The sequence below is a fragment of the Corynebacterium glaucum genome (genome assembly GCF_002287505.1).
In the GTDB taxonomy this organism is placed as follows: domain Bacteria; phylum Actinomycetota; class Actinomycetes; order Mycobacteriales; family Mycobacteriaceae; genus Corynebacterium; species Corynebacterium glaucum.
In genome coordinates, this window is sequence record NZ_CP019688.1 from 1284224 (window position 1) to 1309254 (window position 25031).

Annotated in this window: 22 protein-coding genes; 3 read left to right on the forward strand and 19 right to left on the reverse strand. The window is 64.2% G+C overall.

Annotated features, from left to right (window positions below):
- Positions 1–11: 11 nt before the first annotated feature.
- From CGLAU_RS06265 to CGLAU_RS06290, 6 genes are read right to left on the reverse strand one after another with little or no spacing between them, the layout of a single operon-like run.
- On the reverse strand, positions 12–908 hold the full coding sequence (locus CGLAU_RS06265; protein ID WP_095659945.1) for a polyprenol monophosphomannose synthase: 897 nt from the start codon (positions 906–908) through the stop codon (positions 12–14).
- 34 nt (positions 909–942) lie between these two features.
- On the reverse strand, positions 943–2484 hold the full coding sequence (lnt, locus tag CGLAU_RS06270) for an apolipoprotein N-acyltransferase (protein WP_095659946.1): 1542 nt from the start codon (positions 2482–2484) through the stop codon (positions 943–945).
- Positions 2485–2487: 3 nt separating this feature from the next.
- Positions 2488–3087, reverse strand: coding sequence for an FxsA family protein (locus CGLAU_RS06275; RefSeq protein WP_095659947.1), 600 nt, complete (start codon positions 3085–3087; stop codon positions 2488–2490).
- Positions 3088–3097: 10 nt separating this feature from the next.
- Complete coding sequence (locus CGLAU_RS06280) at positions 3098–4300, reverse strand: lipase family protein (protein WP_095659948.1); 1203 nt, start codon at positions 4298–4300, stop codon at positions 3098–3100.
- Positions 4301–4305: 5 nt separating this feature from the next.
- On the reverse strand, positions 4306–5061 hold the full coding sequence (locus CGLAU_RS06285; protein ID WP_232507061.1) for an SDR family NAD(P)-dependent oxidoreductase: 756 nt from the start codon (positions 5059–5061) through the stop codon (positions 4306–4308).
- Positions 5054–6175, reverse strand: a complete 1122-nt coding sequence (locus CGLAU_RS06290) for a M24 family metallopeptidase (RefSeq protein ID WP_095659950.1) — start codon at positions 6173–6175, stop codon at positions 5054–5056. The genes CGLAU_RS06285 and CGLAU_RS06290 overlap by 8 nt, the downstream gene beginning before the upstream one ends.
- Before the next feature lie 31 nt (positions 6176–6206).
- On the opposite strand from CGLAU_RS06290, the gene CGLAU_RS06295 reads away from it, so the two are divergent.
- The gene (locus tag CGLAU_RS06295) at positions 6207–6785 is read left to right on the forward strand and encodes a trypsin-like serine peptidase (RefSeq protein WP_095659951.1); all 579 of its coding nucleotides are present in this window, start codon (positions 6207–6209) and stop codon (positions 6783–6785) included.
- A 13-nt stretch (positions 6786–6798) separates the two neighbouring features.
- Here CGLAU_RS06295 and CGLAU_RS06300 read toward each other — a convergent pair whose 3' ends face one another.
- Genes CGLAU_RS06300 through pdxS form a run of 9 tightly spaced genes read right to left on the reverse strand, consistent with a single transcriptional unit; the run spans position 6799 to position 16928 of the window.
- Positions 6799–9564: a DEAD/DEAH box helicase gene (locus tag CGLAU_RS06300; protein WP_095659952.1), complete on the reverse strand. Its 2766-nt coding sequence runs from the start codon at positions 9562–9564 to the stop codon at positions 6799–6801.
- Between the two features lie 5 nt (positions 9565–9569).
- Positions 9570–10682 (reverse strand): twin-arginine translocase subunit TatC, encoded by a 1113-nt coding sequence (gene tatC / locus CGLAU_RS06305; protein WP_198304846.1) that lies wholly within the window; start codon positions 10680–10682, stop codon positions 9570–9572.
- Between the two features lie 3 nt (positions 10683–10685).
- Complete coding sequence (tatA, locus tag CGLAU_RS06310; RefSeq protein ID WP_095659953.1) at positions 10686–10997, reverse strand: Sec-independent protein translocase subunit TatA; 312 nt, start codon at positions 10995–10997, stop codon at positions 10686–10688.
- Between the two features lie 36 nt (positions 10998–11033).
- The gene (locus CGLAU_RS06315; RefSeq protein WP_095659954.1) at positions 11034–11984 is read right to left on the reverse strand and encodes a helix-turn-helix transcriptional regulator; all 951 of its coding nucleotides are present in this window, start codon (positions 11982–11984) and stop codon (positions 11034–11036) included.
- Entirely contained in the window at positions 11981–12904 is a 924-nt protein-coding gene (locus tag CGLAU_RS06320; protein ID WP_232507062.1) for a helix-turn-helix transcriptional regulator, read from the reverse strand. The genes CGLAU_RS06315 and CGLAU_RS06320 overlap by 4 nt, the downstream gene beginning before the upstream one ends.
- Positions 12897–14318, reverse strand: coding sequence for a Pup--protein ligase (pafA, locus tag CGLAU_RS06325; protein WP_095659956.1), 1422 nt, complete (start codon positions 14316–14318; stop codon positions 12897–12899). The genes CGLAU_RS06320 and pafA overlap by 8 nt, the downstream gene beginning before the upstream one ends.
- 5 nt (positions 14319–14323) lie before the next feature.
- On the reverse strand, positions 14324–14515 hold the full coding sequence (locus tag CGLAU_RS06330; RefSeq protein WP_095659957.1) for a ubiquitin-like protein Pup: 192 nt from the start codon (positions 14513–14515) through the stop codon (positions 14324–14326).
- Positions 14508–16019: a depupylase/deamidase Dop gene (dop, locus tag CGLAU_RS06335; protein WP_095659958.1), complete on the reverse strand. Its 1512-nt coding sequence runs from the start codon at positions 16017–16019 to the stop codon at positions 14508–14510. Before dop ends, CGLAU_RS06330 begins: the two co-directional genes overlap by 8 nt.
- Positions 16020–16052: 33 nt before the next feature.
- On the reverse strand, positions 16053–16928 hold the full coding sequence (gene pdxS / locus CGLAU_RS06340) for a pyridoxal 5'-phosphate synthase lyase subunit PdxS (protein ID WP_095659959.1): 876 nt from the start codon (positions 16926–16928) through the stop codon (positions 16053–16055).
- 75 nt (positions 16929–17003) lie between these two features.
- On the opposite strand from pdxS, the gene pdxR reads away from it, so the two are divergent.
- Together pdxR and CGLAU_RS06350 are read left to right on the forward strand one after the other, a co-directional pair.
- Positions 17004–18455, forward strand: a complete 1452-nt coding sequence (gene pdxR / locus CGLAU_RS06345) for a MocR-like pyridoxine biosynthesis transcription factor PdxR (protein ID WP_095659960.1) — start codon at positions 17004–17006, stop codon at positions 18453–18455.
- 119 nt (positions 18456–18574) lie between these two features.
- Positions 18575–20218, forward strand: coding sequence for an HNH endonuclease signature motif containing protein (locus CGLAU_RS06350; protein ID WP_095659961.1), 1644 nt, complete (start codon positions 18575–18577; stop codon positions 20216–20218).
- Here CGLAU_RS06350 and CGLAU_RS06355 read toward each other — a convergent pair.
- From CGLAU_RS06355 to CGLAU_RS06370, 4 genes are all read right to left on the reverse strand, one after another.
- The gene (locus tag CGLAU_RS06355; RefSeq protein WP_095659962.1) at positions 20215–21249 is read right to left on the reverse strand and encodes a bile acid:sodium symporter family protein; all 1035 of its coding nucleotides are present in this window, start codon (positions 21247–21249) and stop codon (positions 20215–20217) included. The two genes, CGLAU_RS06350 and CGLAU_RS06355, sit on opposite strands and share 4 nt — an antisense overlap.
- 106 nt (positions 21250–21355) lie before the next feature.
- Positions 21356–22897 (reverse strand): proteasome ATPase, encoded by a 1542-nt coding sequence (gene arc / locus CGLAU_RS06360; RefSeq protein ID WP_095659963.1) that lies wholly within the window; start codon positions 22895–22897, stop codon positions 21356–21358.
- A gap of 23 nt (positions 22898–22920) precedes the next feature.
- Entirely contained in the window at positions 22921–23754 is an 834-nt protein-coding gene (locus CGLAU_RS06365; RefSeq protein ID WP_095659964.1) for a tRNA (adenine-N1)-methyltransferase, read from the reverse strand.
- 33 nt (positions 23755–23787) lie between these two features.
- Entirely contained in the window at positions 23788–24999 is a 1212-nt protein-coding gene (locus CGLAU_RS06370) for a M18 family aminopeptidase (protein ID WP_095659965.1), read from the reverse strand.
- Positions 25000–25031: the final 32 nt, after the last annotated feature.

Consider the following 25031-nt stretch of genomic DNA (forward strand, 5'->3'; position numbering starts at 1 on the left):
GCGGCGTTCTGCTAGCGCCTATTGCCGAATAGTCGGGAGTTCTGCATCTCGTGCTTCGCCAGCTTCGAGAACTCGGAAACCATGTTCACCACAGCCTCCGGCACCTCGCTGATCCGCTGTCCTAGCTTTGGCAGGCCGGAGTAGTCGTACTCGTACCGAGCGAGACCGCTCATTTGCTTCGCCATCTCGGCAATCTTGCTGGCCTTGTCTGCGACGCCCCACTTGGTGACCTCCGTGAGTGAGGCAGCGGCGAAGCTCGCGTCCAGCTTGGACTTGCCCAGCTTGCGATCCTCAAAAGTGACGGGAACTTCACGCACATCGAAGCCCGCATTGATCGCCCGGTACGCCAGTTCGGCCTGGAAGATGTAGCCCTTGGATGACAGCGCGTCGAGGTCAATCCCTTCAAGCACCTCGCGGCGCATCGCGCGGTACCCGGCGGTCATATCCAGCACATCCTCACCCAGCGACAAAGCAATGTAGCGGTTGCCGAACTTGGACAGCAGGAGGCGGCGCTGCGGCCAGTTCTTCACTTCCCCACCCTCGACGTAGCGGGAGCCGATGACCAGGTCGGCGCCGGCCGCGATTTCGTCGAGAAGCAACTCGAGCTCCTCTGGCGCGTGCGAGCCATCCGCATCCATCTGGCAGATGACTTCGTACTCGCGCTCCAGACCCCAGCGGAAGCCAGCGCGGTACGCGGCCAGGAGACCCTCTTTTCCTCCGCGGTGCAGCACGTGCACTTCCGGGTGGGCGTTCGCAAGCTCGTCCGCCTTCTCACCCGTGCCGTCCGGGGAGTTGTCGTCCACAACGAGCACGTCAACTTCGGGGGTGGCATCCAGAACACGGCCGACGATCAGGGGCAGGTTCTCGACCTCGTTGTACGTCGGAATGATTACCAGGGTCGTCGACACGGTGTGGACTCCTTATTGTTCTTCGACTTAGCCTTCAAGCAGCATACCCGCGACGGGAAGCAATGATCGCCCCAACCATGGTTGCAATGCCGAGCGCGACAAGCACCCATTCAAGGGGCGCGCCGATTTTGACTGCGGGTGTGATGCGATCCCGCAGTGGCAGGTCCTCGACCAGACGCGCTGGTTGGAAGATTTCCGAGTGTTGGGACACCGTGCCGTCTGGGTGCACGATGGCGGAGACACCGGAGGTCGCCGCGACGATAACGGCGCGATCCAGTTCAATCGCGCGCATTCGGCTCATCGCCAACTGTTGGTAGGTCATGTCCGTGAACCCGAAGGTGGCGTTGTTGGTCGGGGTTGCCAGCAGTTGCGCACCGTTTCGCACGGCCAGGCGGTAGGCGGGGTCCTCCGCAACTTCGTAGCAAGTGGCAACGCCCACCATGACATTGCCCATGCGCACCACTCCCGGACCATCGCCAGGTTTGAAATCGCCGGCAAGGTCAACGAGATCCGAGAAGTTGCGGAAGAAATCGCGCATCGGCATGTATTCTCCGAACGGCTGCAAGAAGCGCTTGTGGTGGTAGTCCCCTGGCCCGGTCTCCGGGTCGAAAACGACCATAGTGTTGCGGGCGCCGACCTCATCGCGGGTCAGGGTGCCGACGAGCAGCGGTGCGTTGATAGCGCTCACTGCTTCGTCGATAAGCGCTGCGGCGTCGGAATCCATGAAGGGGTTGACATCCGAGGCGTTCTCCGGCCAGATCACGAGATCTAGCGGGGTCCCCGCTGCGCGAGCTTCCTCGCCAAGCTGGATGGTCTGGTTGACGTGGTTTGCCAGCACGGCGCGGCGTTGCGCGTTAAAGTCCAGGCCCATTCGCGGGACATTGCCCTGCACCGCTGCGGCGCGAACTTCGCCCGTGGTGTGCGAATCAAGGTTCACACCGGCTCCTGCAGCGAGGCCGAGAAGCAGAGGGAGCGCAACGCACGCCGCGGCGGTGAGGCGCTGCGCTCCGCGAGTGACGACAAGCGCTACCACGCCCACCCCGACAAGTACCGCCGCCAAGGTAACCAACACTGGCCCACCCCAGGCCGCAAGGTTGGCCAGTGGGCCGTCGATCTGGCCCCACGCCAACCGCACCCACGAAAATCCGCCGAACGGGAACGACGAACGGAGGAACTCAACTGCGACGTACACCAACGAGAACGCAACGAATCCGTAGCGCCACCTGGCCACCAGCACGCCGAAGACACCGGTGATGATCCCGTAGAGCGCCAGCGTGATCGAGAGCGCGACATAGGGCATCGCCCCGACAAACTCACCGATCCACGGCAGCAGGAACAGGTAACAGAACACGGTGTGCGTGAACCCGAGCAGCGCGCCGAAGCGGCCGGTGGGACGCTCCTGGGCCTCGCCCGCCATACCAAGCGCACGGGTCGCCGAGCGCGGCCACGGCATGAGCACGAAATAGAACAGCGCGATGCCGAGCAGCGCTGCCCACCAATAGCCGATCGGCTCGTACGAGAGGTATACCAGCCAGCCGGAAATGGCGGCGAGCCCGAAGCGTAGAAACGCGGTCATGCTCTAACCCTCGCGGTGCCCGTCGCCGCGCTCATCGCGGTGTCCATTACGTGGGTCGTCGTTTGGCTTCGGACGCTCGTTGCTGTCCATGCGGTACCAGCGCTCGAGCTCGTCCGCATCGATCACCTCGTGGTCGGGCTGCGATTCGCGCTGTGCGGCACCGGACGGCTCGCTGGCGGTGTTGCTGGGCTGGGTGAACGTCCCGTAGCTCGTGCGCCGCTGCGACATTGGCGAGGATTCGTAGAGACGCACGCTGAAGTTCTCCATCGATTGCTGGACGCTGGCGTTCAAACTGCGTCGCATCAGCGCACGAGTGGGTGGGAAGATCATGAGCAGACCAATTGCCGTGCTGACGAAACCGGGCAGCACACACAACACCCACCCCACCAGCAGGATCGCCGAGTCCCCCGCAAGCTTGCCGACGGATGATCGCCCACGCGCCGCAGAGGCAAACGTGGAGCGCAGCGAAAGGTTCGCAGCCAAGATCCCGAACACCATCAGGGCGAATAGCGCGAGAAAGGCCCACCCGACACCGATGAGTTTGGCGACACCGATGAACGCTAGGACTTCAACGGCAAAGTACGCGAAGAGAAGCAGCGGCATGCGGCTCAGACTACCCGGCGAGGTGACGCACAAGCCATTTCGCATCACCCGCGAGGTGCGTGAAGTACGGCCCAAAATGGCTCAACCCGGTGCGGCCCAGCACCCGCGGGAAGTTCCTGGCCTGCAGCGGCACATTCCAGGCGCGAGCCAAATCCTGCACGGTGGAAAACGGCACAAGGTCGTCGTGCTTTGACGCCCACAGCCGGATCGGAATTCGCAGCGGAGCGCGCAGCCCCAGCGTTGCAGCGTCGAGGTAGGCGGAGGTGGCCGGCAGGTCGTCGAGAAGCTCGGCCATCGGCACCCCGCTGGTCGTCCAATCGCTAGTCGACGCCCAGGGGCGGTGCAGCACCGCTCCGACAGCGCACATGCTCGCCTCGGCGAGCACCGCTTCCACGCCCTTAGCGCTCAGGTGCGGCGCAAGCTCAGCCGCAATGCGAGAATCCGCAGCCATCATTCCGGCGACCGCATACAGGATCACCACGGAAGCTAACGCGCCGTAGACGTGCTTGAGCATGGCCGTCAGATCGGCCGGTGGGGCACCAACCACCGCCGCAAGCGGCTGCAGTTCGGGGGCGTACTCCGGCTCCTCCAGCCACGCACCGACCGCACCGCCGCCCTGGGAGAATCCCCACAGGCCGAGGTTGTCCGTGCCAATCCCCAACTCACGGGCCGCAAGCACCGCGTCCGCAAGCGCACGCGCTGAGGAGACATGGTCGCAATACATCTGCACGTTGCCCTCCGGATCGCGCGGGTGATCGCTCACGACCACGTTGGCACCCGAGGCCAACAGCAGATTGATTGCCGGTTGCTCGTAGGCGGCGATGAGATCTACCGGGCGGCTGCGCACCGCAACCCCCACGGTGCAGGTGTAGGAGGGATCGCAGCGCGGCGCTACTCCTTGGGTGGATGGGGCGAACGCCACCGTCGGCCGCGGCCCGGCCCCTTTCCACGGCGTGCGCGACCGCAACACGACACCGGTCGCGGTAAGGATGCGGCTGCGCCGATCGGATGTGGCGTAAGAAATCCGCCACGCGTCTGCAGGGTTTACCAGCGTCCTCAACCCGACCGGCTCCACCCGAGTCGCGTCCAGCAGCGTGCCCGGTCGCAGGCCAGTAAGCCACGTCGCCACCTCGAACTCGGGATCGGTTACGGGACGCTCATGCACAAGCCCCAGCACGAATCCGGCGCATGTCCGCGCCACTGGTCCAAACATCGCACCTACCGCGGCATGTGCCGCCAGATCGGACGCGGCACAAGCCGCATCACCATCGCCAGCACTGCTAACGGGCGTGGGATCCACACGGTTACACTTCGACCGCGCGCCGTGGCTCGCCCGGCAGCCTCCACTACCGAGTCAGCGACCTGGTCAGGGGTCACCGACATCACCGCCGGCTTCATGCCCGCGGTCATCGAACCAATGACAAACCCGGGTCGAGCCGTAATCAAATGTAGCGCGCTGCCGTGCAAGCGATCCGCCAACCCCTGGCAGAACGCGTCGAGGCCAGCCTTCGTCGATCCATAAACATAGTTTGCGCGCCGAGCCCGCCACCCAGCGATCGAGGAAAACGCAAAGATCTCGCCGCGCTCCATGGCGTCGGCAAGCACTGTGAGCATCGAGACCTGCGCGAGGTAGTCCACCTCGGCGATGCGCACCGCCTCACCCTCGTTCTGCTCCGCACGGGCCTGGTCGCCCAAAATCCCGAACGCCACGATCGCAGTGGTCAGGTACTCTACGGACTCTACGAGCGCACGGTGTGAGGCGAGGTCGGTCGCCTCAAACTCCACCACCCGCACGGATCGGGCTCCAGCATCGATCAATCGCTTTTCGACGGCACCTTGAACCGCCACATTCCGCAGCGCGGCGACCACATCCCGGCCAGCGCACAGGCGTGTGGCCACTTCCCCGCCGATGTCGCTTGTCGCACCGAGCAGCAGGATGGTGCCGTCGCTCATTTCGCGCCGAGCCCTACCCATGCGCAACCTCCCTCGGCTGGTGGTTCAGCGGGACCGCTGCAGCGGCGCCAAGCTGGACGATGTCTTCGATGCGCATACCCCACCTGCCAGGGACGTAGATGCCCGGCTCGATCGAGAAGACCATGCCTTCTTCGAGCACTACGTCGCTGCCGTCGATGATGAATGGTGCCTCGTGCACCGCAAGCCCAATGCCGTGACCGAGACGGTGGGTGAAAAACCTGCCGTAACCACCCTGCGTGATGATGTCGCGAGCAACCGCATCGAGTTCACCGGCGGTCATCCCCGGCCGGGCTGCCTCCACCGCGGCCTGCTGGGCGCGGTGCAGCACCTCGTACGCGGTGAGGAACTCTGGATCTACCTCGCCATCTGCCCCATCTGACCCATCTACGCCACGCACCACGTACGTGCGGGTGCAGTCGGAGTGATAGCCCGAGTCCAAGGTGCCGCCGATATCCACCACCACCGGATCTCCAGACTCCAGCACCCGATCCGAAAAGTCGTGGTGCGGGTTCGCCCCGTTGGGCCCGGAGCCCACAATGACGAAGTCAGCGCGAACATGCTGAGCTTCGATGAGTTCGCGGAGCTGGTCTGCTACTGCGATCTCAGTCGCGCCGGGCACGAGCAGCTCTGGCACGCGGGCGTGCACCGCGTCGATTGCCTCGCCCGCACGCGTCAATTCGGCGACCTCACCGGCGTCCTTCACCAAGAAGCAGGAACGCACTCCGGGAGAAAGCGCACGAGTTGGCACCCGCGCCTGGAGTTCGAAAACGTGGTCCGCAGTCAGCGACGCACCGAGCTCGACGACACCGTCGCCCACCCACGACTTCACCAAGGCGTACGGGTTGTCCCCATCGCGCCACCCAACGACTTCAACCCCATCCAGCGCGGCCTCATGGCACAGCGTCGCCACGTCCGTCATCGGTGCCACCACCCGGAATCCGCCCGGTCCCGCCACAAACGCAGTCAGCCGCTCGTGCGAGTGCATCGCCGAGCCGGTCAGGTACTCGAACTCCGCGCCGGTGCCCAACACCACTCCGCCAATCCCTGCGGCTGCAACTGCTTCGGCAAGCGCTCGGCGGCGTGTCTCATATACGCCATTGTCGAAATACGGCATGGATTCATCGTAGGTGGATAGACTGCTCTCCGTGCTCCTCTCCCCCGCTCACATCGCCAAGCTCGCCGGCTCCGGCGGATACTGCACTGGCACATTGATCGGGTCCCAATCGGTGCTCACCTGCGCGCACTACTTCAGGTCCAGGGAAGACACCCTCTCGTCCGTTACCTGTTTTGTCGCAGGTCAGCGCCGCCGAATTGCGCAGCTCGACCGCCTTCCCGGCACCGACATCGCCGTCGTGAAGCTCAGCAAACCTATTCGCGGCATCGACGAGTTCCCCACCTTCGGGCCGCCTCCGGGCCCGCTCGCCCCGACCGTCACCCTCGGTTTCGGCGGAGCCGCAGCGCAGCCCGCGGGCCGCGTAGGCCGCTACATCACCTCACTGCCGATCGCCGCGTCGCGCTCGCTCGCCACCATCGTGCGACCGGCAGGGATCATCCTTAACTCTCCGCGGGCAGTCAAGGGTGACTCAGGGGGCCCAGTGCTTGTCGACGGCCACGTCGTCGCCGTCCAATCACTCATCCTGGAACTCTTCGGCGTGAACCTCGGGATGGCAACGGTGTCGTTGGTGGATGCTGAGGCGGTGCAACGGATCGTCGATAAGCATTGAGCTCTGGCGAACTCTAGTTGCCGATGGCGACGACACCGCGGCGAATCGCGTCGATGGCGCGGTTGGCGTTGCGGCGGATCTCGTCCGAGTAGCCCGTGTTGTGCACCTGCTCGAGCAAGTCGATGACCTGACGGCACCAGCGCACAAAGTCGCCAGCGGTGAGTTCGGCGCCCGACTCCGCTGCGGCTGCGAGAGCATAGCCCAGCGGCGCGCCGGCCGTCCACTGGTGGATGGAGAGCGCGAATCCGGCGTCCGGCATGCGGGTGATCGGCAGTTGGTGGCGCTGCTCGTCGGAGACCAGCTCGTTGTAGATGCGCATGGTCTCATTCATGGCGTCCGCCATCGCCTCAGTCGCGACTTCCGGGGAGCCGCCTGTGGCCTTGCGGTTCTCAAACACCACCATGGAGGCAACCCCGGCAAGCTCGGCGGGGTCGAGAGCATCCCAGATACCCCGCTTGAGACATTGCGCGACGAGCAGGTCGGAGACGTTGTGGATGCGTGCAAGGCGTTCGCCCTCTTCGGTCACCTGCGGCTCGCCGTCGATGACCTCGACGTAGTCCATCTCGGTGAGCAGGCCGATGATGCGTTCGAACGTGCGACCCAACGTGTCGGTCGACGCGTCGACGCGGCGCGAGAGCTTTGCCAGCTTGCGCTCCTCGCGCACCAGCTCCTCGCCGACGCGGGCGAGCATCTCGCGGTCCGTGGCTGGCCAGTGGTGCACGGGGTGGTTGCGGATCGCCTCACGCAGCGCGAGCACCTGCTTGTTCGGGCGAGTGCGGGCCTGCGTGCGCATTTTCTTCGGGGCTTTGAAGTTGCCTCGGCGCAGCATGTCGACCACCTTGCGGGTGTGGCGGCGCGGCTGGTCTTGCATGTGTCGCGGTACCTTGATGCGGCCGACCGGGATTGGCGGGTTCTTGAACGCGTCGGCGCTGATGCGGCCCGACCAGCCCCGCTCCGTGGTCACCCACGGGCGCGGGTCCTCGGGTTTGCCCGCCGGTTGGACGACGGCGGCGAGCTCCGGATACTTCTTGCCCGGAATGGCGATGACTTCGCCGACCTGCAGGCGCGCAAGAATCTTTCGAGTCTCTACCTGGCGGTCCTCCACCGATTCACGGCGGGATTCCTTTTCCGCCTCGGTGAGATCTCGGCGGAGTTCGAGGTACTCCACCAGCTCGTCGGCGGGGTTCTCGCCCGGGCTTGAAGGCGGTGCGAAGGAAGCGATGTCACGCTCGAGCTGCGTGCGAAGCTTTGCCACCTTTGATTCAAGACGTTCGATGTCGCGCACCTCGCCGACCACCGAGCGGTCGGTTTGGAACTGCGCGAAGGACTGCTCAATGAGGCGGATTGAATCGTCGAAGCCATTCATGCCCAGCATGTTGATGGCCATGTTGTATCCCGGCGTGAACGGTGAAATCAGCGGGTACGTGCGGGTGGAGGCAAGACCCGCAACCTCTCGCGGATCCATTGCTGGCGCCCACTGCACTACGGCGTTGCCTATTGTGTCGATCCCGCGCCTGCCCGCGCGCCCGGTGAGCTGGGTGTACTGCCCGGGTGTGAGGTCAACGTGGGCTTCGCCGTTGAACTTGATCAGCTTCTCCAGCACCACGGTGCGTGCCGGCATGTTGATGCCCAGCGCCAACGTTTCGGTGGCGAAGACCACCTTCACCAGGCCGCGGACAAACAGCTCCTCCACGATGTGCTTGAATGCTGGCAACATGCCGGCGTGGTGGGCGGCAAAACCCCGGGTCCACGCGGTGCGCAGCTGACGGTAGTTGAGGACATCGAGATCCTCGGCGGGGATGTCTTCCACGCCGTCGTCGATAATGCTCTTGATCTCTTCTTGCTCATCGGGAGTGGTGAGCTCCTTGCGGGAGCGCAGGCACTGGAACAGCGCTCCGTCGCATCCAGCGCGCGAGAAAATGAAGATGATGGCGGGCAGCATATCGCGCGCTTGGAGCGTCTGAACCACCTCGGGGCGGCCAACTGGGCGGATCCGGTCCTGGCCGCGCTCGTGCCCGGAACGCCGCCCGGCGGCACGGGAGCGGAAACCCCTGCCTTCCTCGAAGTCGCGGCGCCCCTCGTCGGCACTGCCTGCCTCTATGCGCGCGATGGCGTGCTCGAGCTCGCGGTTGACGCGCCCGTCGGTGCCCGGCTCGAAGAGCGGGAACACTTTGCGTCCGACCATCATGTACTGGCTCAGCGGCACCGGGCGGTGGTCGGAGACAATCACGGCGGTGTCGCCGCGCACCGTGGCCAGCCACTCGCCGAACTCTTCCGAGTTGGACACCGTCGCGGAGAGCCCGATGATGTTCACCGAGTCGTCGAGGTTGAGGATGATCTCCTCCCACACCGCGCCGCGGTCGAGGTCCGCGAGGTAGTGGATTTCATCCATCACCACGTGGCTGAGCCGGTCGAGCTGGCGGGACTCGGCGTAGATCATGTTGCGCAAGACCTCGGTGGTCATCACGACGATCTCGGCGGAGCCATTGATGCTCACGTCGCCGGTGAGCAGCCCCACTGCGTCCTCGCCGTGCGCGGCAACGAGGTCGTGGTACTTCTGGTTGCTCAGCGCCTTAATCGGCGTGGTGTAGAAACACTTCGTGCCTCGCGACAGTGCGAGTGCGACTGCGAACTCCCCCACCACGGTCTTGCCGGAACCGGTCGGGGCGCACACCAGCACGCCTCGGTCCGCCTCCACGGCCTCGCAGGCTTCGATCTGAAACTGGTCGAGCTGGAAGCTTTTCGACGCCGCGTACTCTGCCAAGAAGGGAGTTGACATGCTCCCTAGAGTACGTCGTCGAACTGGCCGCCGTACCGGGAGGCCGTGCGCCACTCATCTGCCGGGCGCTTGGATGCGCTGACCGGCTGCGGCGCGGACACCGGCTCGACACCGATCTTCGACGACGGCCCAAGATCTGCTGCGGAGGACGCGCCGACGGGTGCCGCGGGCTCAATCGAACCGGATGCACCGATCGGACCAGAGGCGCTCACCGGTCCAGATGCTTCTTCGTCGTCCACGTCCATCCAGTCCGGGCGCTCGCGGTTCTTGCGCTTGTCGTTAAAGCGGCAGAACTGGAAGGCGATCTCGACCAGCAGGCACATAGACGCGCCAAGCACCACCATCGAGAACGGCTCCTGGCCCGGGGTCATAAACGCGGCGAAGACGAACAGCCCAACGCAGATGATCCGGCGCTTGCCCCGCACGTGCTCGTACTGCAGGAGGCCCGCGATGTTGAGCATGATGATGATCAACGGCAGCTCGAAGCTCACGCCGAACACGATGATCAGGCCGAGCAAGAAGTTGTAATAGCTCTGACCCGTCAGGGCGCTGACCTGCACCTCAGAGCCCATGGTCATGAGCACGTACAAGCCCTGATCGAGAATGAAGTAAGCCAGGATTGCGCCCGCAACAAAGAGGAACACCGCGAAGAACACGAAGGAGAACGTGTAGCGCTTCTCGTTCTTGTGCAGGCCCGGGGTGATGAAGTTCCAGATCTGCAGCAGCCACACTGGCGACGACAGGACAAGACCCGCGAGCGCGCCCACTTTGAGGCGCAGCATGAACATCTCGAACGGCCCGGTTGCAAGCAGGCGGCACTTCTCGTCACCGGTGAAGTCTGCACGCAGCTCTTGCGGCAGGTTGCAGTACGGACGGCGAATGATCTCGCCCAGAGGCATCATGCCCGGAGGGGAGTTCTGGTACCAGATAAAGCCGATGATGGTGCCGATGACCACCGCAATCAGCGAGATGACAACGCGTCGGCGCAGCTCCTGAAGGTGCTCGACGAGCGTCATCTCCCCTTGCGGGTTCTTCTTACGCTTACGCTGCTTCTTGACGCGGCCCGGCTTCCCAGGTGTGGCAGCGCGCGCTGTGGTGGGAGCGTCCTGGCGCGCCATGGATTATCGACGCGGCTGGCTTTCCGGGCGATCCCAGAAGGACTCAGGCTGAGCCTGGTTCTGCACGGTGCTGCGGGTCTCCTGGGAGTACGATGCCGGCGGCAGCTCAGACGGGCGAACCGGTTCCGGGCGCACGTCGTCCGCGCCCATTGCAGCGTCTTCCATATCTTCCTTGCGCATCTCCTTCACCTCAGACTTGAAGATGCGGGCGGAACGGCCCATCGATCGCGCGAGCTCAGGCAGCTTGTTCGCACCGAAAAGCAGCAGCACAATCGCAAGAATAATCAGAATTTCAGTAGGCCCGAGATTCGGCATTTGGCTTCCCTTCCTCAGCTTTGGATGCCGGTCGAATTATCCTAACACGCGCAAAGCGGAGCCTGCTCGGTGAAGGAGAGCATCTGCGAGCTCTTCCGGCTGTTCAAGCACAACCCGATCGGCTTGCCCCAAACAGAAGCGAATCAGCCAGTCTCCACTGCCGTATGGCAGCGTTGCCCGTACCCACTGCACGCTCGGATCCGCGAGCTCATCGGCGTCGAGATCCAGATCCCAGTAGTCGGCGAGCCACGTTGCATCGCGCCGGATGCGCAAGTGCGCCAGCTGGCTGCCGAAGCCTCCGAATGGGTCAGCCGGATCGAGCGTTGGCGCTTGCGGGTGCTGCGTGGCCAAGGGGGCGTCGATAAGCAATGCCTGCCTGATCCGATCGAACCGGAAGAATTTGAGGGTGCCGCTATCCCAGGCGCGCAGGTAGGTCTGGCCATCGTGATGGAACGTGTCCACCGGGTCGACCTCGAGGGTGCGCGTCTCGTCGGAAGTGAGCGAGTAGTAGGTCAGCTCGAGCTGCTCACGTTCGGTAACGGCTTGCTTGATCAGGCCGGCGGTGGACGCGTCGCCGGTGTGGCGGGCATCGTCGACCGCGCCGCCGGTGGTGACGGCGCGAATTTTCCGCGCCGCGGAATCGACCGTGGCGGTGTCGACGAGTCCGGGCATGGTTTCGAGGGACTCCAGGAGGAGCAGCAACGCGTTTGCTTCGGTGGGGGTGAGACGCAGCGGCTTGTCCAGGCCCTGATTATCGATGACGCGCACACTCGTCCAGTCGTGGTTGAGGTCGATCATCTGGCCGCCGTGCTTGCCCACTCCGGAAAGGTGCAGCATGTCCAGGTCGTCTCGAATCTGACCCGGCTCCAGGCCGAGGTCGCGCGCCATTTCCATGGTGGTCGAGTTTGGGTGCTTCTCCACGTAGGCCAGTAGGTTGAGCAGGCGCACCACGCGCTCGCGGCGCTGCTGCTTGGCGGGTGGGGTCATGCTTCCTCCTCCCCTGCCGCGCGTTTGAGCAGGGCGATGACATCTGCGCGCACGTCGGCCGGCTCGATGGCGCGCACGTCGGCGGCCAAACTCGCTACGGTGCGCACGAGCCAGTCCCGCTCCGCACCCTCGAGGCGGATCACGTTGCCGTCGCGGGTGCCGCGGGCAGCTAGTTCGTCTCCTGCGCCGTTGGCCACAGTGATCTGCGCATCCACCACAGCGCCGCGCAGTTGCTTCTCGACGATCTCCTGTAGATCCCCGGTCGGCGGATGGAAATCATCGGCCGCGATCTTGGCCACGTTTTCAATCCGGCTGACCCGGAAGACGCGTTCGGCAGCCCGGTCCACATCCCAGCCAACGAGGTACGCGCGGTTGTTCAACGGCACGATGCCCCATGGGTCGATCGTGCGCCGCTGCGCTTCCGCACCCGGGCCGCGTTGGTAGGTGAAGCTGAGCCTTGCGCGTTGGCGCACGCCAAGAAGCAGTCGACGAAGGGTTTCCGGATCTAGGCGGGTGATGTCGTTGGACACCGCCGCGATCGGAGGGCCGTCAAACGTGCGAGTTGCGCCGGAGGCGGCGAGTTTCGTCCACCCGGAGCGGGCTAACGCACCGAGGTTCGCGCCCTGGGCGAGGTCGACGGCGAGTCCGATAACCGACGCTTCCGCCTCTGTGAGCTCAACAGGCTCGAGCGTGTAGTGCTCTTTGTTCAGACGCACTTGGCCGTCGGTGAAGTGGATCGGCACCCACATCGCGCGAAGCTCATCGACGTCGCGCTTGATCACGACATGCAGGGCGTCGGGCGAGCGCCCTTCGTAGCCGTCGACGTTCGCGCCGATCCATTCCGCACTGCGGGGCGCATCGGAGCCCAGCAGTGCAAAGGTTAGGTTGACCTGGCGGCGAACGGCATCTGCATCAGCCACGATCGTTGTCTCCTGTGGTGTTGGCCTGCTCAGTGTGCTCCCAGATCGCCGCTATGAGCGCTTCCAGCTCCGCGCTCTCAGTTTCGAACGGATCCGGCAGTTTGAGGTGGTCCGAGATGGGCTTGTTCACGCGCATCCCGTCCCACGTCACGCTGAAATCGGCACCGGCCGCGCGAGCCTGTTCCAGGAAGTGGCCACGCAGCGCGGCGCGTGTGGTTTGCGGCGCCTGCTCGGCGGCCTCACGGATCGCCTCGTCCGTGGTCCAGCGTGCGGCCAAACCCTTGCGCTCCAGCAGGTAGAACAACCCGCGATTGTGGTCGATGTCGTGGTAGGTCAGGTCGATCTGCGCGAGCTTGGGGTGATCCCAGTCCGCGTCGAGCCTGTCTTTGACCTGACCGAGCAGCTTGCGCTTGATCACCCAATCGATCTCGGTGTCGACGCTGGAGAAGTCCTGCGAAGCGATTGCGTCGAGCACCCGCTCCCACAGTTCGACGATGCGCGCCATCTCCTCGTTCGGGGTGCCCTCGTCGGGACGGGATTCCAGCCACCGCTTGGCTGCGTCCAAGGTTGCGCGCTGCACCTCAAGGGCTGTGGTGGTCCCGCCGCTCTTGAGCGCCAACTCAGTCTGGCCGGTTGGGTCCACTGCAATATCCCGGATGGATGCAATCGGATCCTCAAGCTCGAAGTCCGGCAATCCGATCCCCGCTTCCAGCACCTCGAGCACAAGCAGCGTCGAGCCGATCTTTAGCGCGAACGTCGGCTCCGACATGTTCGAGTCCCCTACGATCACGTGCATGCGGCGGAACCGGTTGGAATCGGCGTGCGCCTCATCGCGGGTATTAATGATCGGGCGTGTCCGCGTCGTCGCCGAGGACACCGCTTCCCACACCTGATCGGCGCGCTGGGAGACCACGAACTGCCCGTCCCGGATCAGGCCCGCACCGCAGATCAGCTGCCGCGTCACCATGAACGGCAGCAGCTGCTTCGCAAACGGTTTGAGCACCAGCTCGCGGCTGATCAGGTAGTTCTCGTGGGCACCGTAGGAGTTGCCGCGGGAATCCACGTTGTTTTTGAACAGATAAACCGTGCCGCCGATGCGGTCGCCAGCCAGCGCCTCATTCGCCGCTTCGACCAGCTCGTTGTAGATCACCTCACCCGACTTGTCGTAGTTGAGCAGCTGGGTGACCGAGTCGCACTCAGCGGTCGCGAATTCCGGGTGCGCCCCGACATCCAAGTACAGCCGCGATGCATTGTCAGTGAACACGTTCGAGCTGCGGTACTTCGCGGCAATCGGCCGGAATAGGTAGCGCGAGATGTGGTCGGGTGACAGCACAGCCTCGCCGTCGCGGAACGCCGCGACGGCAAACTCCGTCTCCACGCCCATAATCCGGCGCGGGTACACGGGGGCCGCCATCTCGCTTACTGCCCGCCCTTTTGCACGAAGGAGCGGACGAACTCCTCAGCGTTGGAGTCCAGCAGCGCATCGATCTCATCGAGCAGGTCATCAGTGCCCGTTGCGTCGATCTGCGCTTGACCTGCGTTGAACGCGTCGTCTCCCAGGTTGTCCCCGTCGCCCGCGCCGCCGCCTTGGAACTGTTGCTGCTTAGCCATGCTGCAAGCCTAACGCGCGAAGCAGGTCGCGGGCGCTATCTGCCGCGTCAATCGCGGCTCCAACCTCCGCGCGCGTAAACGAGTCGATCGTGTCCATCCGGACCATCACCGGCAGCTCGTCCACACGGAACAGCACCGACTGCCAGTTCGCAGCAGCGATCTCCTCACCGAGCTTGTCCGCAACCTTGCCGCGGAAGTACGCCCGCGAGTCCTCCGGCGGGTTCTGCACCGCACGCAGAATTTCCTCCTCGGAGACCATCGTGCGCATCCGCCCCTTGCGCACCAGCGCGTGGTACAGCGACTTCGCCGGGTCAATATCCGCATACTGAATGTCGATCAGCTGCAGCTTCGGGTCCTGGATGTCCACTCCCCGATCCACATACCCCTTGATCAGCGCCCACTTCGCGGTCCAATCCAGCCGGTCGGCAGTCGAGAGCGGGTCGCGCTCAAGGTCATCAAGGATCACACCCCACAGCTCAAGCACTTGCTTATCGACGGCCCCTCCACCCGCGATTTCCGCACACCGCTCGCGATACACGCGCAGGATCTGGATGGCGGTGGCCAAGGTGCCGTCGATAAGCGAAAGCTTATGGGTGCACGAGGGGTCGTGCGAGACTGCCTTGATCTCCCGGACTGGGTCGGCGAGGGTGACGTCGGAGAAGTCGACGCCGGCTTCGATGGCGTCGATGACAAGCGAGGTCATGCCGAGTTTGAGGAAGTTGGAGAACTGGCTCATGTTCGCATCGCCGACGATGACGTGGAGGCGGCGGAATCGATCGGCATCGACGTGCGGCTCGTCGCGGGTGTTCATAATGCCCCGGTTCAGCGTGGTTTCCAGCGAGATCTCCTGTTCGAAGAAGTCCGCACGCTGCGAGATCTGGAAACCGGCGCGCTCGGATTTCTGACCGATACCTACGCGGCCCGCGCCGATGATGACCTGGCGGGTGACGAAGAACGGGATGAGCGCCTGGGTGAGTTGGCCAAAGTCGGTTTCGCGCGAATAGAGGTAGTTCTCGTGGCTGCCGTAGGACTGGCCTTTGCCGTCCACGTTGTTCTTGTAGAACTTCAGCGGCGGGCACGGCTCATGGTTGCGCAGCACGCTGACCTGTTCGCTCCACAGTTGCTGAATGTCTGCGGCGGCCTGGTTGAGGTAGTAGTCGCCCGCTGCGTCGTAGATCATCGCGTCGAGCGCGTTCGACGTCTCCGGTGCGGAGTACTCGGGGTGGCCGTGGTCGACATAGAAGCGTGCGCCGTTGACGGTGACGACGTTAGCCACGCCGAGCGCATTCGGGTCGACGACGGGAACCGTGCGGTAGCGCTGCAGGTCGAAGCCGCGGATGTCGTTGAGCGGCGCCTCCTCCGCGTAGTCCCAGCGCGAGCGCGCCGCCGTGTGCATCGCGGCGTACGCCACCACCGCATGGGTCGAGGTGAGCAGAGGGCTTATCGACGGATTGTCTGGAGTCGTAATCCCGTACTCAGTCTCAGTACCCATGAAGCGTGCCATGAGCACCGATGGTAGCTGGTGGAGTGTGGCGGTTTACCAGCCGCGCTCCGCCAGGCGGTGCGGCGCCGGAAGGTCGGCGACGTTGATGCCGACCATCGCCTCGCCGAGACCGCGGGAAGCGTCGGTGACTGCTTCGATGTCCTGCCAGTTCTGGGTCGCCTTCACCACGGCCTTGGCGCGAGCCTCCGGGTTGCCCGACTTGAAGATGCCAGAGCCAACGAACACACCGTCCGCGCCGAGGAGCATCATCTGCGCGGCATCGGCCGGGGTGGAGACGCCGCCGGCGACCAGCAACGGCACCGGGAGCTTGCCGTCTTGTGCGACCTTGGCGACCAGGTCGTAGGGCGCCTGCAGCTCCTTGGCGGCGACGTAAAGCTCATCGCGGTTGCCGTTGTAAATCGCCTGAAGGCCGGCGATCTCCGCCGTGATCTTGCGGATGTGCTTGGTCGCCTCGGAGACGTCGCCGGTGCCGGCTTCGCCCTTCGAGCGAATCATTGCTGCGCCTTCGTTGATGCGGCGGAGAGCCTCACCGAGGTTGGTGGCACCACAGACGAACGGGACGCCGAAGGCGCGCTTGTCGATGTGGTTGCCGTAGTCGGCGGGGCTTAGAACCTCGGACTCGTCGATGTAGTCCACGCCGAGGTGCTCAAGGATCCGCGCCTCCATGGTGTGGCCGATGCGCGCCTTCGCCATCACTGGGATGTCGACTGCGTCGATGATGCCCTCGATCAGGTCCGGGTCGCTCATACGGGCAACGCCGCCCTGGGCGCGGATGTCCGCTGGCACGCGCTCGAGCGCCATCACGGCGACTGCGCCGGCGTCCTCGGCGATCTTCGCCTGCTCAGGGGTGACAACGTCCATGATGACGCCACCGAGGAACTGCTTGTTCAACTCTGAAGATTTGACCATGCAGACCAGGCTGCGCCAACCACTGGTAGATTCCTAGATCCAGTTGGCAATTGATTCTCTGGACCAGTTGGGCTCATGCTTTACGACGTCTCCCCTCGCAACCCTTTACCCCTCCCCGCGCAAATCGCCGCTGCGGTGCGCACCGCGGTGGCTGACGGTTTGCTACAACCCGGCGACGCGGTGCCGTCCACCCGCGTCGCGGCTCAGCAAGCGGGAGTGTCACGCGGCACCGTCGTCGCCGCTTACGACCAGCTGATAAGCGAGGGCTACTTGCTCGCGTCCCAAGGGGCGCCGACGCGGATAAACCCGGAGCTGCAGGTCACGGATCCGGGGCCTCGGGCGGTGCGGGTGAAACGAAGCGTCGACAAGCACCCGCCCCTTATCTCCCTGAAACCGGGCGCGGGCGGTGCCGGAGCGATCAGCCCTGCTGCCTGGCGGCGTGCGTGGCGGGAGGCGGCGGCCGAGCCTGCAACCGCCGGACAACGTGCTGATCCGGCTGGCGAGCCAGAGCTGCGGGAAGCAATCGCCGAGCACCTCCGCCTTGCCCGCGGGGTGACCGTGGATCCGGCGCACGTCGTGGTTACCGGCGGCTCGCGCGAAGGACTGCTGTTGATCCTCATGTCCCTGGGGAAAGGGCTGCGGGTCGGCGTGGAAGACCCGGGGCACCCCGGCCTGCGAAAGGTCATCCCGCTCGCCGGGCATGAAGTGGAGGCGTGCCGCTCTGACGCCGGCGGTGTGGTGGTGTCCGAGCTTGACCCGGGTTTGAACGCGCTCCTGGTCACACCAGCGCACCTCTACCCCTTCGGAGGCACGATGCCCGCCCCGCGTCGAGCGCAGTTGATCGAGTGGGCGGCCCGAACGAACACCGTAGTGATCGAGGACGATTTCAGTGCGGAACTGCGCTATCGCATCACCCCTCACCCCCCGCTGGCAGCGCTCGGAGGCAACGCGGAGGTGATTACGTTGGGCACGTTCTCGACGCTGCTTTCCAAGGAGGTATCGGCGGGATACGTTGTCGCATCTGGGCTATCGGGGGAGGCTCTGCTCGATGTCCGTAAGGTGCTCGGCATGCCTGTCAGCACCGTCACGCAACGGGCGGTGGCAGAGCTGCTTCGCAGCGGTGCCGTGAGGCGCGTTACGCGTGTAACCCATTCCCGGGTCGCGCAGCGCAGGGCCGTAATCGAGTCCTCTGCGCTGACCACCCTGCAATCACTGCCAGGCGCGACGGTGCGGCTTTCCGACGCGGGAGCCGAGGTTCAGTTGCTTTTCGACGATCCCTTGCACCACGACAGTTTCAACCGCACCCTTCGAGCCGAGGGGTTCGAGTGCGCTGTCGTCCAGCCACTCCCGTCCGGCGGGGGCGGTGTAGTGATGGCTTTTGCACATCTCGCCGATCACGAGTTCAACGATGCGGTGCGGGCTGTTCGGCGTGCATGTGGAGTTGCTGGTGGGTCTGGTGGAGTTGCTGGTGGGTCTGATGATGTTGTCGGTGGGTCTGGTGGTGCAGGAGAAACGAGCGCATTGTGATCTAGCTCTCACTTTAGACCATTATGTCTTACTTTGTGGACATAAAGCCCATTCGTGTCGGGAGCGGTTTGTAGGGTGATGCCCAACTTCGAAAAATCGTTCGCTTGAAGGGAGGGTTCATGGCTACCGAACTGGGGAAACATGTCGACACGATCGGCAATGCACTGCTGCAGATTCGAGACACATTCGCCGATCCCTCCCGGTTGAAGTTCGACGACGTCCATAAGGACATGGAGCGGCTTGAGGCCTTCTTCAACGCAAAGCCGCTCATCGACGCCAGCTTCGCCTACATCTGCGAACGCGATGACGCCGGGCGCCTGGCGGGTGCCAAATACCCGAACGCCTACCTTAAAGAATTCATGGGGCTCAGCCCCAAAGAGGCCTTCGACCGCCTTGCTCGCGGCAAAGATCTTTTCGCTGAGCCAGAGATCCCTGAGCCGGAACCGGAGCCTGAGTCCGAGAATGAAGCTGATACCGATGCAGGTGACTTGTTGGACTTCGGTGAAACCGAAGAAGAGCGCCTTGCCCGCGAGGCCGAAGAGCGGCGGCGGCGCGAGCAGGAGCGTCGGAAGGCCGAAGATGCTGCCCGCAAGAAGCAAGAGGAAGCTCGTAAGCATGCGGAGAAGGTGAGCACAGCGAAGCAAGAAGCGATCCGGCAGGAGCTGGACAAGCTCCTCGACGCGGCGAAGGGCGAGCGCGCTCGGTTGCTCGCCAGCGCGCTTGCTGAGGCCGACTGCCGCGACGTCAAAGACCTGCGCGCCACCGTGCGCCGCTGGGTGGACGCCGAAAACCGGAAGCACCGCAAACCTCAACACCCAAACGCGGGGATGGAAAAGCGCTCTCTGCGAATCGGGCAGCCGGGTGCCGACGGCATGGTGGACATTCAGATGAAGGCCACCCGCGGCGACGCGGCCCTCATCAAAGCGCTGGCCGATAAGGGGTTAGTTGCCAACTCCAACCTGCCCGAAGGCATTGAGGATTACCGGTCACCGCAGCAGCGCAGGTACGACCAGTGCATTGCAATTCTCAAGCACTTCGACGACTGTGAGAAGCCGAGGAACGGCGGCGCCGCCTCCCTAGTCATCTCAGTGACAGCCGACGACATCGCGGACGCAGACTCGACAACGCTCTTTTCCACGAACACCGGTATCGAGGTAGACATCTTCGACATCGTCCGCTTGGGCACCGAGGGTGCAGCTGAGTATCTGCTGACCATCGACGGCGCTACCCAAGTGCCCTTGAACCTCTACCGCACGCGCCGAACGGCCTCAATCGGGCAGCGGATCGCGTTGCTTGCAGTTCAGGGTGTGTGCTCTTGGGCAGGATGCTCTGCACCGCTCACCGAGTGCGAGGCACACCATATTCTTGCCTGGATCAGGGGCGGCGACACCAACATCGCGAACCTTACCGGGCTTTGCAGAGAGCATCACCGGCGAAACAACGACGACTGTGACAACTCTTTTAACACCAGTCATATGGAGTATGACGCTGAAGCAGGTCGCGCCGGTTTGCGCAGACCAACCGGCGACCTAGAGTTCAACGACAGCGACGGCGCCCGGAATTGTGCAGTAAGTAAGCTTCGGCGGCGAAAGAAACACCCGCGCCCGACCAGCGCCCCACCGCACTGTGAACCGCCACCCAGCGAACGACCGCACAGCGATCCACCGCGCCCAAGCAGCGGAGATTCCGGCCCGCTGGCAGGAGCCGCACCCTTGCGCCTCCCCGCGGAATTCCCCTTCGGACCAGATGGCCCTCCGTTCTAGTGATTCGCTACGACGTTGCCTGTGTCTCGGCCGGGTGCGTCGCGCGCTGGGCCATTGTCAACCTGCGGGGCATCTTTCTCCGTCGGGCGCCCGCGCACCAACGAGGCGTAGACCGCACCAGTGATGTTGTGCAGCACCGCCGCGACCGCGCCAGGCAGGGCGGCTTCCGGCGCGAAGAACTTGCCCGCCATGCCGCTCGAAAGTCCTGCGGACTGGGTGCCAACCTCGATGGCCACGGTACGCCGGTAGCTCTCCGGCTGGCCGCACAATTTCGAGGTGTAGTAACCAAGGATGTAGCCCAGCACGTTGTGCGCCAGCACCGCAAGAAAGACGATGAGTCCAACCTCAACGAGCGCGTCCTTATTCTTGGCCACCGTCGGAAACACGACGCCGCCGATACCGAGGATGGAGATCCACGGCAGCACCGGAGAGATCTTCTCCATCCACGCGTCCAGCAGGTAGCGCAAAAGAATGCCGCCGATGACCGGGATCAGGACGGTTTGCGCGAGCGACTTCGCCATGCCAGCCGCGTCAACCTGGATCTCGGCCCCGGCGAGCAGCAGCATCAGAATCGGGGTCATGATTGGCGCAACCAAGGTGGACACACTGGTCATGGCCACAGAAAGCGCGACGTCCCCCTTGGAGAGGTATGCGATCACGTTCGAGGAAGTGCCGCCCGGCACCGAGCCAAGCATGAGCAAACCCACCGCAAGCATCGGGTTGAGGTTGAAAAGCTTGGCGACGAGCACCGCTGCCAACGGCATGATGACGAACTGGGCAATCACCCCGATTAGGACAGGGATCGGACGGCGCGCGATCTCCTTGAAGTCCGGGATGGTCAGGGTGAGACCCATTCCGAACATGATGATCATCAGGAAGTACGTGATGTACTGCGTGAGTGGAAGGAACGGGCCTGGAGCGAAGAATGCAATCGCCGAGCCGATCAAGATGAATACCGGAAATGCCGCGACGGCGAAAGCGGCAGACCTGTCCTTCTCGGTGGTGAATTCGTATTCAACTGGCGCGCTCATGTGCCCTCCTGTCCAAAGCGTGGAACGGTGAGTTCCGTTTCGTGGGATAGGAGGCACTGTACGCTACGTCACATTCCTCCGCGCAATGTTTTGCGCAATAAACCCCCTACACACTGGCAGTGCGCGGCTTCTCGCCGGCAAGCACCTCGGCGGCCACGATGCGCTTGCCCTGGCGACCCGATATGCGAGCCCACTCGTCCGGGTTCGCGGTGTTGGGCATATCTTCGCTTTCGTCCTGCTCGGTGCGCACGGCCTCCCGGAGGTGCGCGGCGGTCACACCGGTAGCGTTCGTGCCCGCGATGTGGTCCTTGATGGCCAGCTTCTTGGCCCGGTCCACCACGTTGGCGATCATGGCTCCGGAGACAAAGTCGTGGTAGTGAAGCGTTTCAAAGGTGCCGTCGACAAGCTGCAGGCGCACGAAGGGGCGAGGGGCGAAGAGTTCCTCGACCGCTGCCTCGATGAGTGTTTCCGGCGAATCAGCGAGCGGGATGTCCGCGGTGATGTAGCGGGCGAAGATGTCCGCGGCCTCCTCGCGGTTCGGGCGCGAGACGCGGATCTTGATGTCCAAGCGACCGGGGCGCAGGATCGCCGGGTCGATGAGTTCTTCGCGGTTGGTCGCGCCAATCACGATGACGTTCGCGATGTCCTCCACACCGTCGATTTCGGTGAGCAGCTGCGGCACGACGGTGGTCTCCATGTCGGAAGAGACACCAGAGCCGCGGGTGCGGAAGATGGACTCCATCTCGTCGAAGAACACGATGACGGGACGGCCGTCGGAGGCGAGTTCGCGGGCGCGCTCGAAGATGAGGCGGATGCGGCGTTCCGTCTCGCCGACGAACTTGTTCAAAAGCTCCGGGCCTTTGACGTTAATGAAGTGCGCCTGTCCCCCGTCGCCAATGCGCTGCGACAGCGAATTCGCCACCGCCTTGGCAATCAGGGTCTTGCCGCAACCCGGAGGGCCGTAGAGCAGCAGGCCCTTTGGCGGCGCGAGGCGGTACTGGCGGTAGAGCTCCGGGTAGGCAAACGGCAGCTCGACGGAGTCCTTGATCGTCTCGATCTGGCTCGAAAGGCCGCCGATATCGGCGTAGGTCACATCCGGGACTTCTTCGAGCGAGAGCTGGTTGACCTCGGTCTTGGGGATGCGCTCGAAGGCGTAGCCAGCCTTCGGATCGATCAGCATCGTATCGCCGGCACGAGCCGCTTCCTGCAGCGGATCGGTGAGGTGCACCAGGTGCTCCGTGCCCTGCTGATCCGCCACCACTGCCCGGTTGCCGTCGATCTTTTCCACCAGCATCGCAAGCTGGCCGGTGGATTCGTAACCGCAGGCCTCGACGATCACGGTGCCGTCGCCAAGCCTGACGAGTGTGCCAGGGGCGAGCGAGGTGGGCTCGACCGTCGGTGCGACTTTGACCCGCATCCTGCGCCCGGAGGTGAAGACCTCTGCTTCCATGCCGCGCGGCGAATCCTCAAGGAAGATGCCGTAGGTCGAGGCGGGTTCGCCGAGCGCCTCAACTTGGGCGTAGAGCAGGTTGAGCTTGTCGCGGCTCGACTTGAGTAGCTCGGCGAGCTTGGTGTTGCGCTCGCTCATTGCGCGGTTCTCGCGTTTTAGCTCTCGCAGTTCGGGCCCGAAAGCATCGTCTTCAATCATGCTGTCTAGCTTAACGGCCTAGCTTATCGACGGGCCCTGCGCTGCGGCCTCGGCGGCACCACCCCATCGGCGAGGCGGCGGGTCCAGACTAGGAACGCGGTGTGCGCGTTCATACGGTGCTCTGGACGGGTGGCCAGGCCTTCCACCTTCCACTCGCGCAGCAGCGTTTCCCAGGCGCGAGGTTCGGTGAAGCACTTCGCCTCCCGGATCGCCTCCATGATGTTCATCAGCTGCGGCACGGTGGCCACGTACGTCATGAACACGCCACCGGGAATGAGCACGTCTTTCACCGTGTCGATGAAGTGCCAGGGCTCGACCATGTCCAAGATCACGCGGTCGACGGGACCGTCGAGATCCTCGCGGGTGATCTCGCCGAAGTCACCTAGACGCGGCGACCACCACTCGGGGTGCGAGCCGAAATACTCGGCGACGTTGTCTTTCGCGAAAGCGAGGTGGTCGTCGCGGATCTCGTAGGAGAACACCCGGCCTTCCGGGCCGACTGCGCGCAGCAGCGACATGGTCAGGGCGCCTGAGCCGGCACCTGCCTCAAGCACGCGCGCGCCCATAAAGATGTCGCCTTCGACGAGGATCTGCGCAGCGTCCTTCGGGTAGATCACCGCCGCGCCGCGCGGCATCGACAGCACGTGGTCCACCAGCAGGTGGCGGAAGCACAGGTAGTCCGCGCCTAGCGTCGACTCCACTACCGAACCCTCGTCGGCGCCGATGATGTCGTCGTGCTCGACGATGCCCTTGTGCGAGTGGAACTGCCCGCCTGGCACCAGCTCAATGGTGAAGTGCCGACGCTTGGCGTCGGTGAGCTGAACTTTGTCGCCTGGCTGAAACGGGCCTGAATACATGGACTTCCTCTGGTGTTGCTAACGAGCTGGGTGTTATGCGCCGCTCAAGTATGCCGTAAGCGCCTGCTCGAACCACAGCTGGTCCTGAACACCGGCCAGCTCGCGCGCCGAGTGCATGGACAGAAGCGGGATGCCGACATCCACGGTCGGGATGCCTAGCCTCGTCGAGGAAATTGGCCCGATCGTGGACCCGCACGGCACCTCGTTGTGGCCCACAAAGAACTGCACCGGCACGCCCGCAGCGTCGGCGGCACTGCGCCAGATCGCCTGCGTCTCCGCGTTCGTCGCGTAGCGTTGGTTCGCGTTGACCTTCAGCACCGGCCCGCGGTTCATCATCGGGCGGTGCGTCGGGTCGTGCTTGTGGCCATAGTTCGGGTGCACCGCGTGCGCCGCGTCGGCAGAGATTATTGACGACGCCGCATACACACCCAGCGGGTCACCCATCTCAGGCACTTCCGCAACCAGTTTGGCCAGCACGCGTTCCAAGAGCGGCCCGCCGGCACCCTCAGTAGTCGAGGAGCCAATCTCCTCGTGATTGAACGCGGCGAGCACCAGCACGTCGCCCGACTCTGGACCGTTTTCTACCGCGGCCAGCATCGCGTTGAGCGACGCGTGCACGCTGGAGAGATTGTCCAGGCGGCCTGCCGCCAACAGGTCGCCGAACACCTCGGGACGTTGCGCGTCAGCGGAGATCAGCTCGTGGGCGACGATGCGCTGCGCGTCCACGCCCGCTGCCTCGGCCACGATCTCGCGCAGCGGCCGATCTTCGGCCAGCACCGGTTGCAGGTGCGTTTGCCGGTTCAGCTCCGGCGGGTTGCCGCGGTAGAGGTGAATGGCCAAGTGCGGGACACGGGCGACTGGGCCGGTGGAAACCAGGCGCACCGAGCCGTCGTCAAGCGAGATGCGCCCTGCGAAGGTGAGCTCTCGATCGAACCATGCCTCGACCACTGCCCCTCCGTAGACTTCGACGGCGACCTGGCGGAATCCTTCCCCCTCGAAGTCCATGCCTGGCTTGACAACGAGCCCGGGCGAGTCGGTGTGCGAGCCGATGATGCGAAAGCGCGGCTGCGCGTTCTCGGGCACCCACCAGGCCATGACCGCCCCGCCTTGCACCATGACGTGCCCGCCAGGCGTGGTCGCGGTGTCCTCCGCGAACCCCGCGGCGACAAGCGCGTCGCGGACGTTCGCGGCCGCGTGGTAGGCGCTGGGAGAATCGGCAATGAACTCAGCGAGGTGTTGCGTCATGCAACCCACCCTAGCGATACCCTGTGAACACG

What these genes read in the sequence shown, in the direction of transcription:
- lnt (WP_095659946.1), bottom strand. Translation starts at nt 2,484, where the DNA reads ATGACCGCGTTTCTACGCTTCGGGCTCGCCGCCATTTCCGGCTGGCTG.
- CGLAU_RS06275 (WP_095659947.1), bottom strand. Translation starts at nt 3,087, where the DNA reads ATGCCGCTGCTTCTCTTCGCGTACTTTGCCGTTGAAGTCCTAGCGTTC.
- CGLAU_RS06280 (WP_095659948.1), bottom strand. Translation starts at nt 4,300, where the DNA reads ATGTTTGGACCAGTGGCGCGGACATGCGCCGGATTCGTGCTGGGGCTT.
- CGLAU_RS06285 (WP_232507061.1), bottom strand. Translation starts at nt 5,061, where the DNA reads ATGGGTAGGGCTCGGCGCGAAATGAGCGACGGCACCATCCTGCTGCTC.
- CGLAU_RS06290 (WP_095659950.1), bottom strand. Translation starts at nt 6,175, where the DNA reads ATGCCGTATTTCGACAATGGCGTATATGAGACACGCCGCCGAGCGCTT.
- CGLAU_RS06300 (WP_095659952.1), bottom strand. Translation starts at nt 9,564, where the DNA reads ATGTCAACTCCCTTCTTGGCAGAGTACGCGGCGTCGAAAAGCTTCCAG.
- tatC (WP_198304846.1), bottom strand. Translation starts at nt 10,682, where the DNA reads ATGGCGCGCCAGGACGCTCCCACCACAGCGCGCGCTGCCACACCTGGG.
- tatA (WP_095659953.1), bottom strand. Translation starts at nt 10,997, where the DNA reads ATGCCGAATCTCGGGCCTACTGAAATTCTGATTATTCTTGCGATTGTG.
- CGLAU_RS06315 (WP_095659954.1), bottom strand. Translation starts at nt 11,984, where the DNA reads ATGACCCCACCCGCCAAGCAGCAGCGCCGCGAGCGCGTGGTGCGCCTG.
- pafA (WP_095659956.1), bottom strand. Translation starts at nt 14,318, where the DNA reads ATGGCGGCCCCCGTGTACCCGCGCCGGATTATGGGCGTGGAGACGGAG.
- CGLAU_RS06330 (WP_095659957.1), bottom strand. Translation starts at nt 14,515, where the DNA reads ATGGCTAAGCAGCAACAGTTCCAAGGCGGCGGCGCGGGCGACGGGGAC.
- dop (WP_095659958.1), bottom strand. Translation starts at nt 16,019, where the DNA reads ATGGCACGCTTCATGGGTACTGAGACTGAGTACGGGATTACGACTCCA.
- pdxS (WP_095659959.1), bottom strand. Translation starts at nt 16,928, where the DNA reads ATGGTCAAATCTTCAGAGTTGAACAAGCAGTTCCTCGGTGGCGTCATC.
- pdxR (WP_095659960.1), top strand. Translation starts at nt 17,004, where the DNA reads ATGCTTTACGACGTCTCCCCTCGCAACCCTTTACCCCTCCCCGCGCAA.
- CGLAU_RS06350 (WP_095659961.1), top strand. Translation starts at nt 18,575, where the DNA reads ATGGCTACCGAACTGGGGAAACATGTCGACACGATCGGCAATGCACTG.
- CGLAU_RS06355 (WP_095659962.1), bottom strand. Translation starts at nt 21,249, where the DNA reads ATGAGCGCGCCAGTTGAATACGAATTCACCACCGAGAAGGACAGGTCT.
- arc (WP_095659963.1), bottom strand. Translation starts at nt 22,897, where the DNA reads ATGATTGAAGACGATGCTTTCGGGCCCGAACTGCGAGAGCTAAAACGC.
- CGLAU_RS06365 (WP_095659964.1), bottom strand. Translation starts at nt 23,754, where the DNA reads ATGTATTCAGGCCCGTTTCAGCCAGGCGACAAAGTTCAGCTCACCGAC.
- CGLAU_RS06370 (WP_095659965.1), bottom strand. Translation starts at nt 24,999, where the DNA reads ATGACGCAACACCTCGCTGAGTTCATTGCCGATTCTCCCAGCGCCTAC.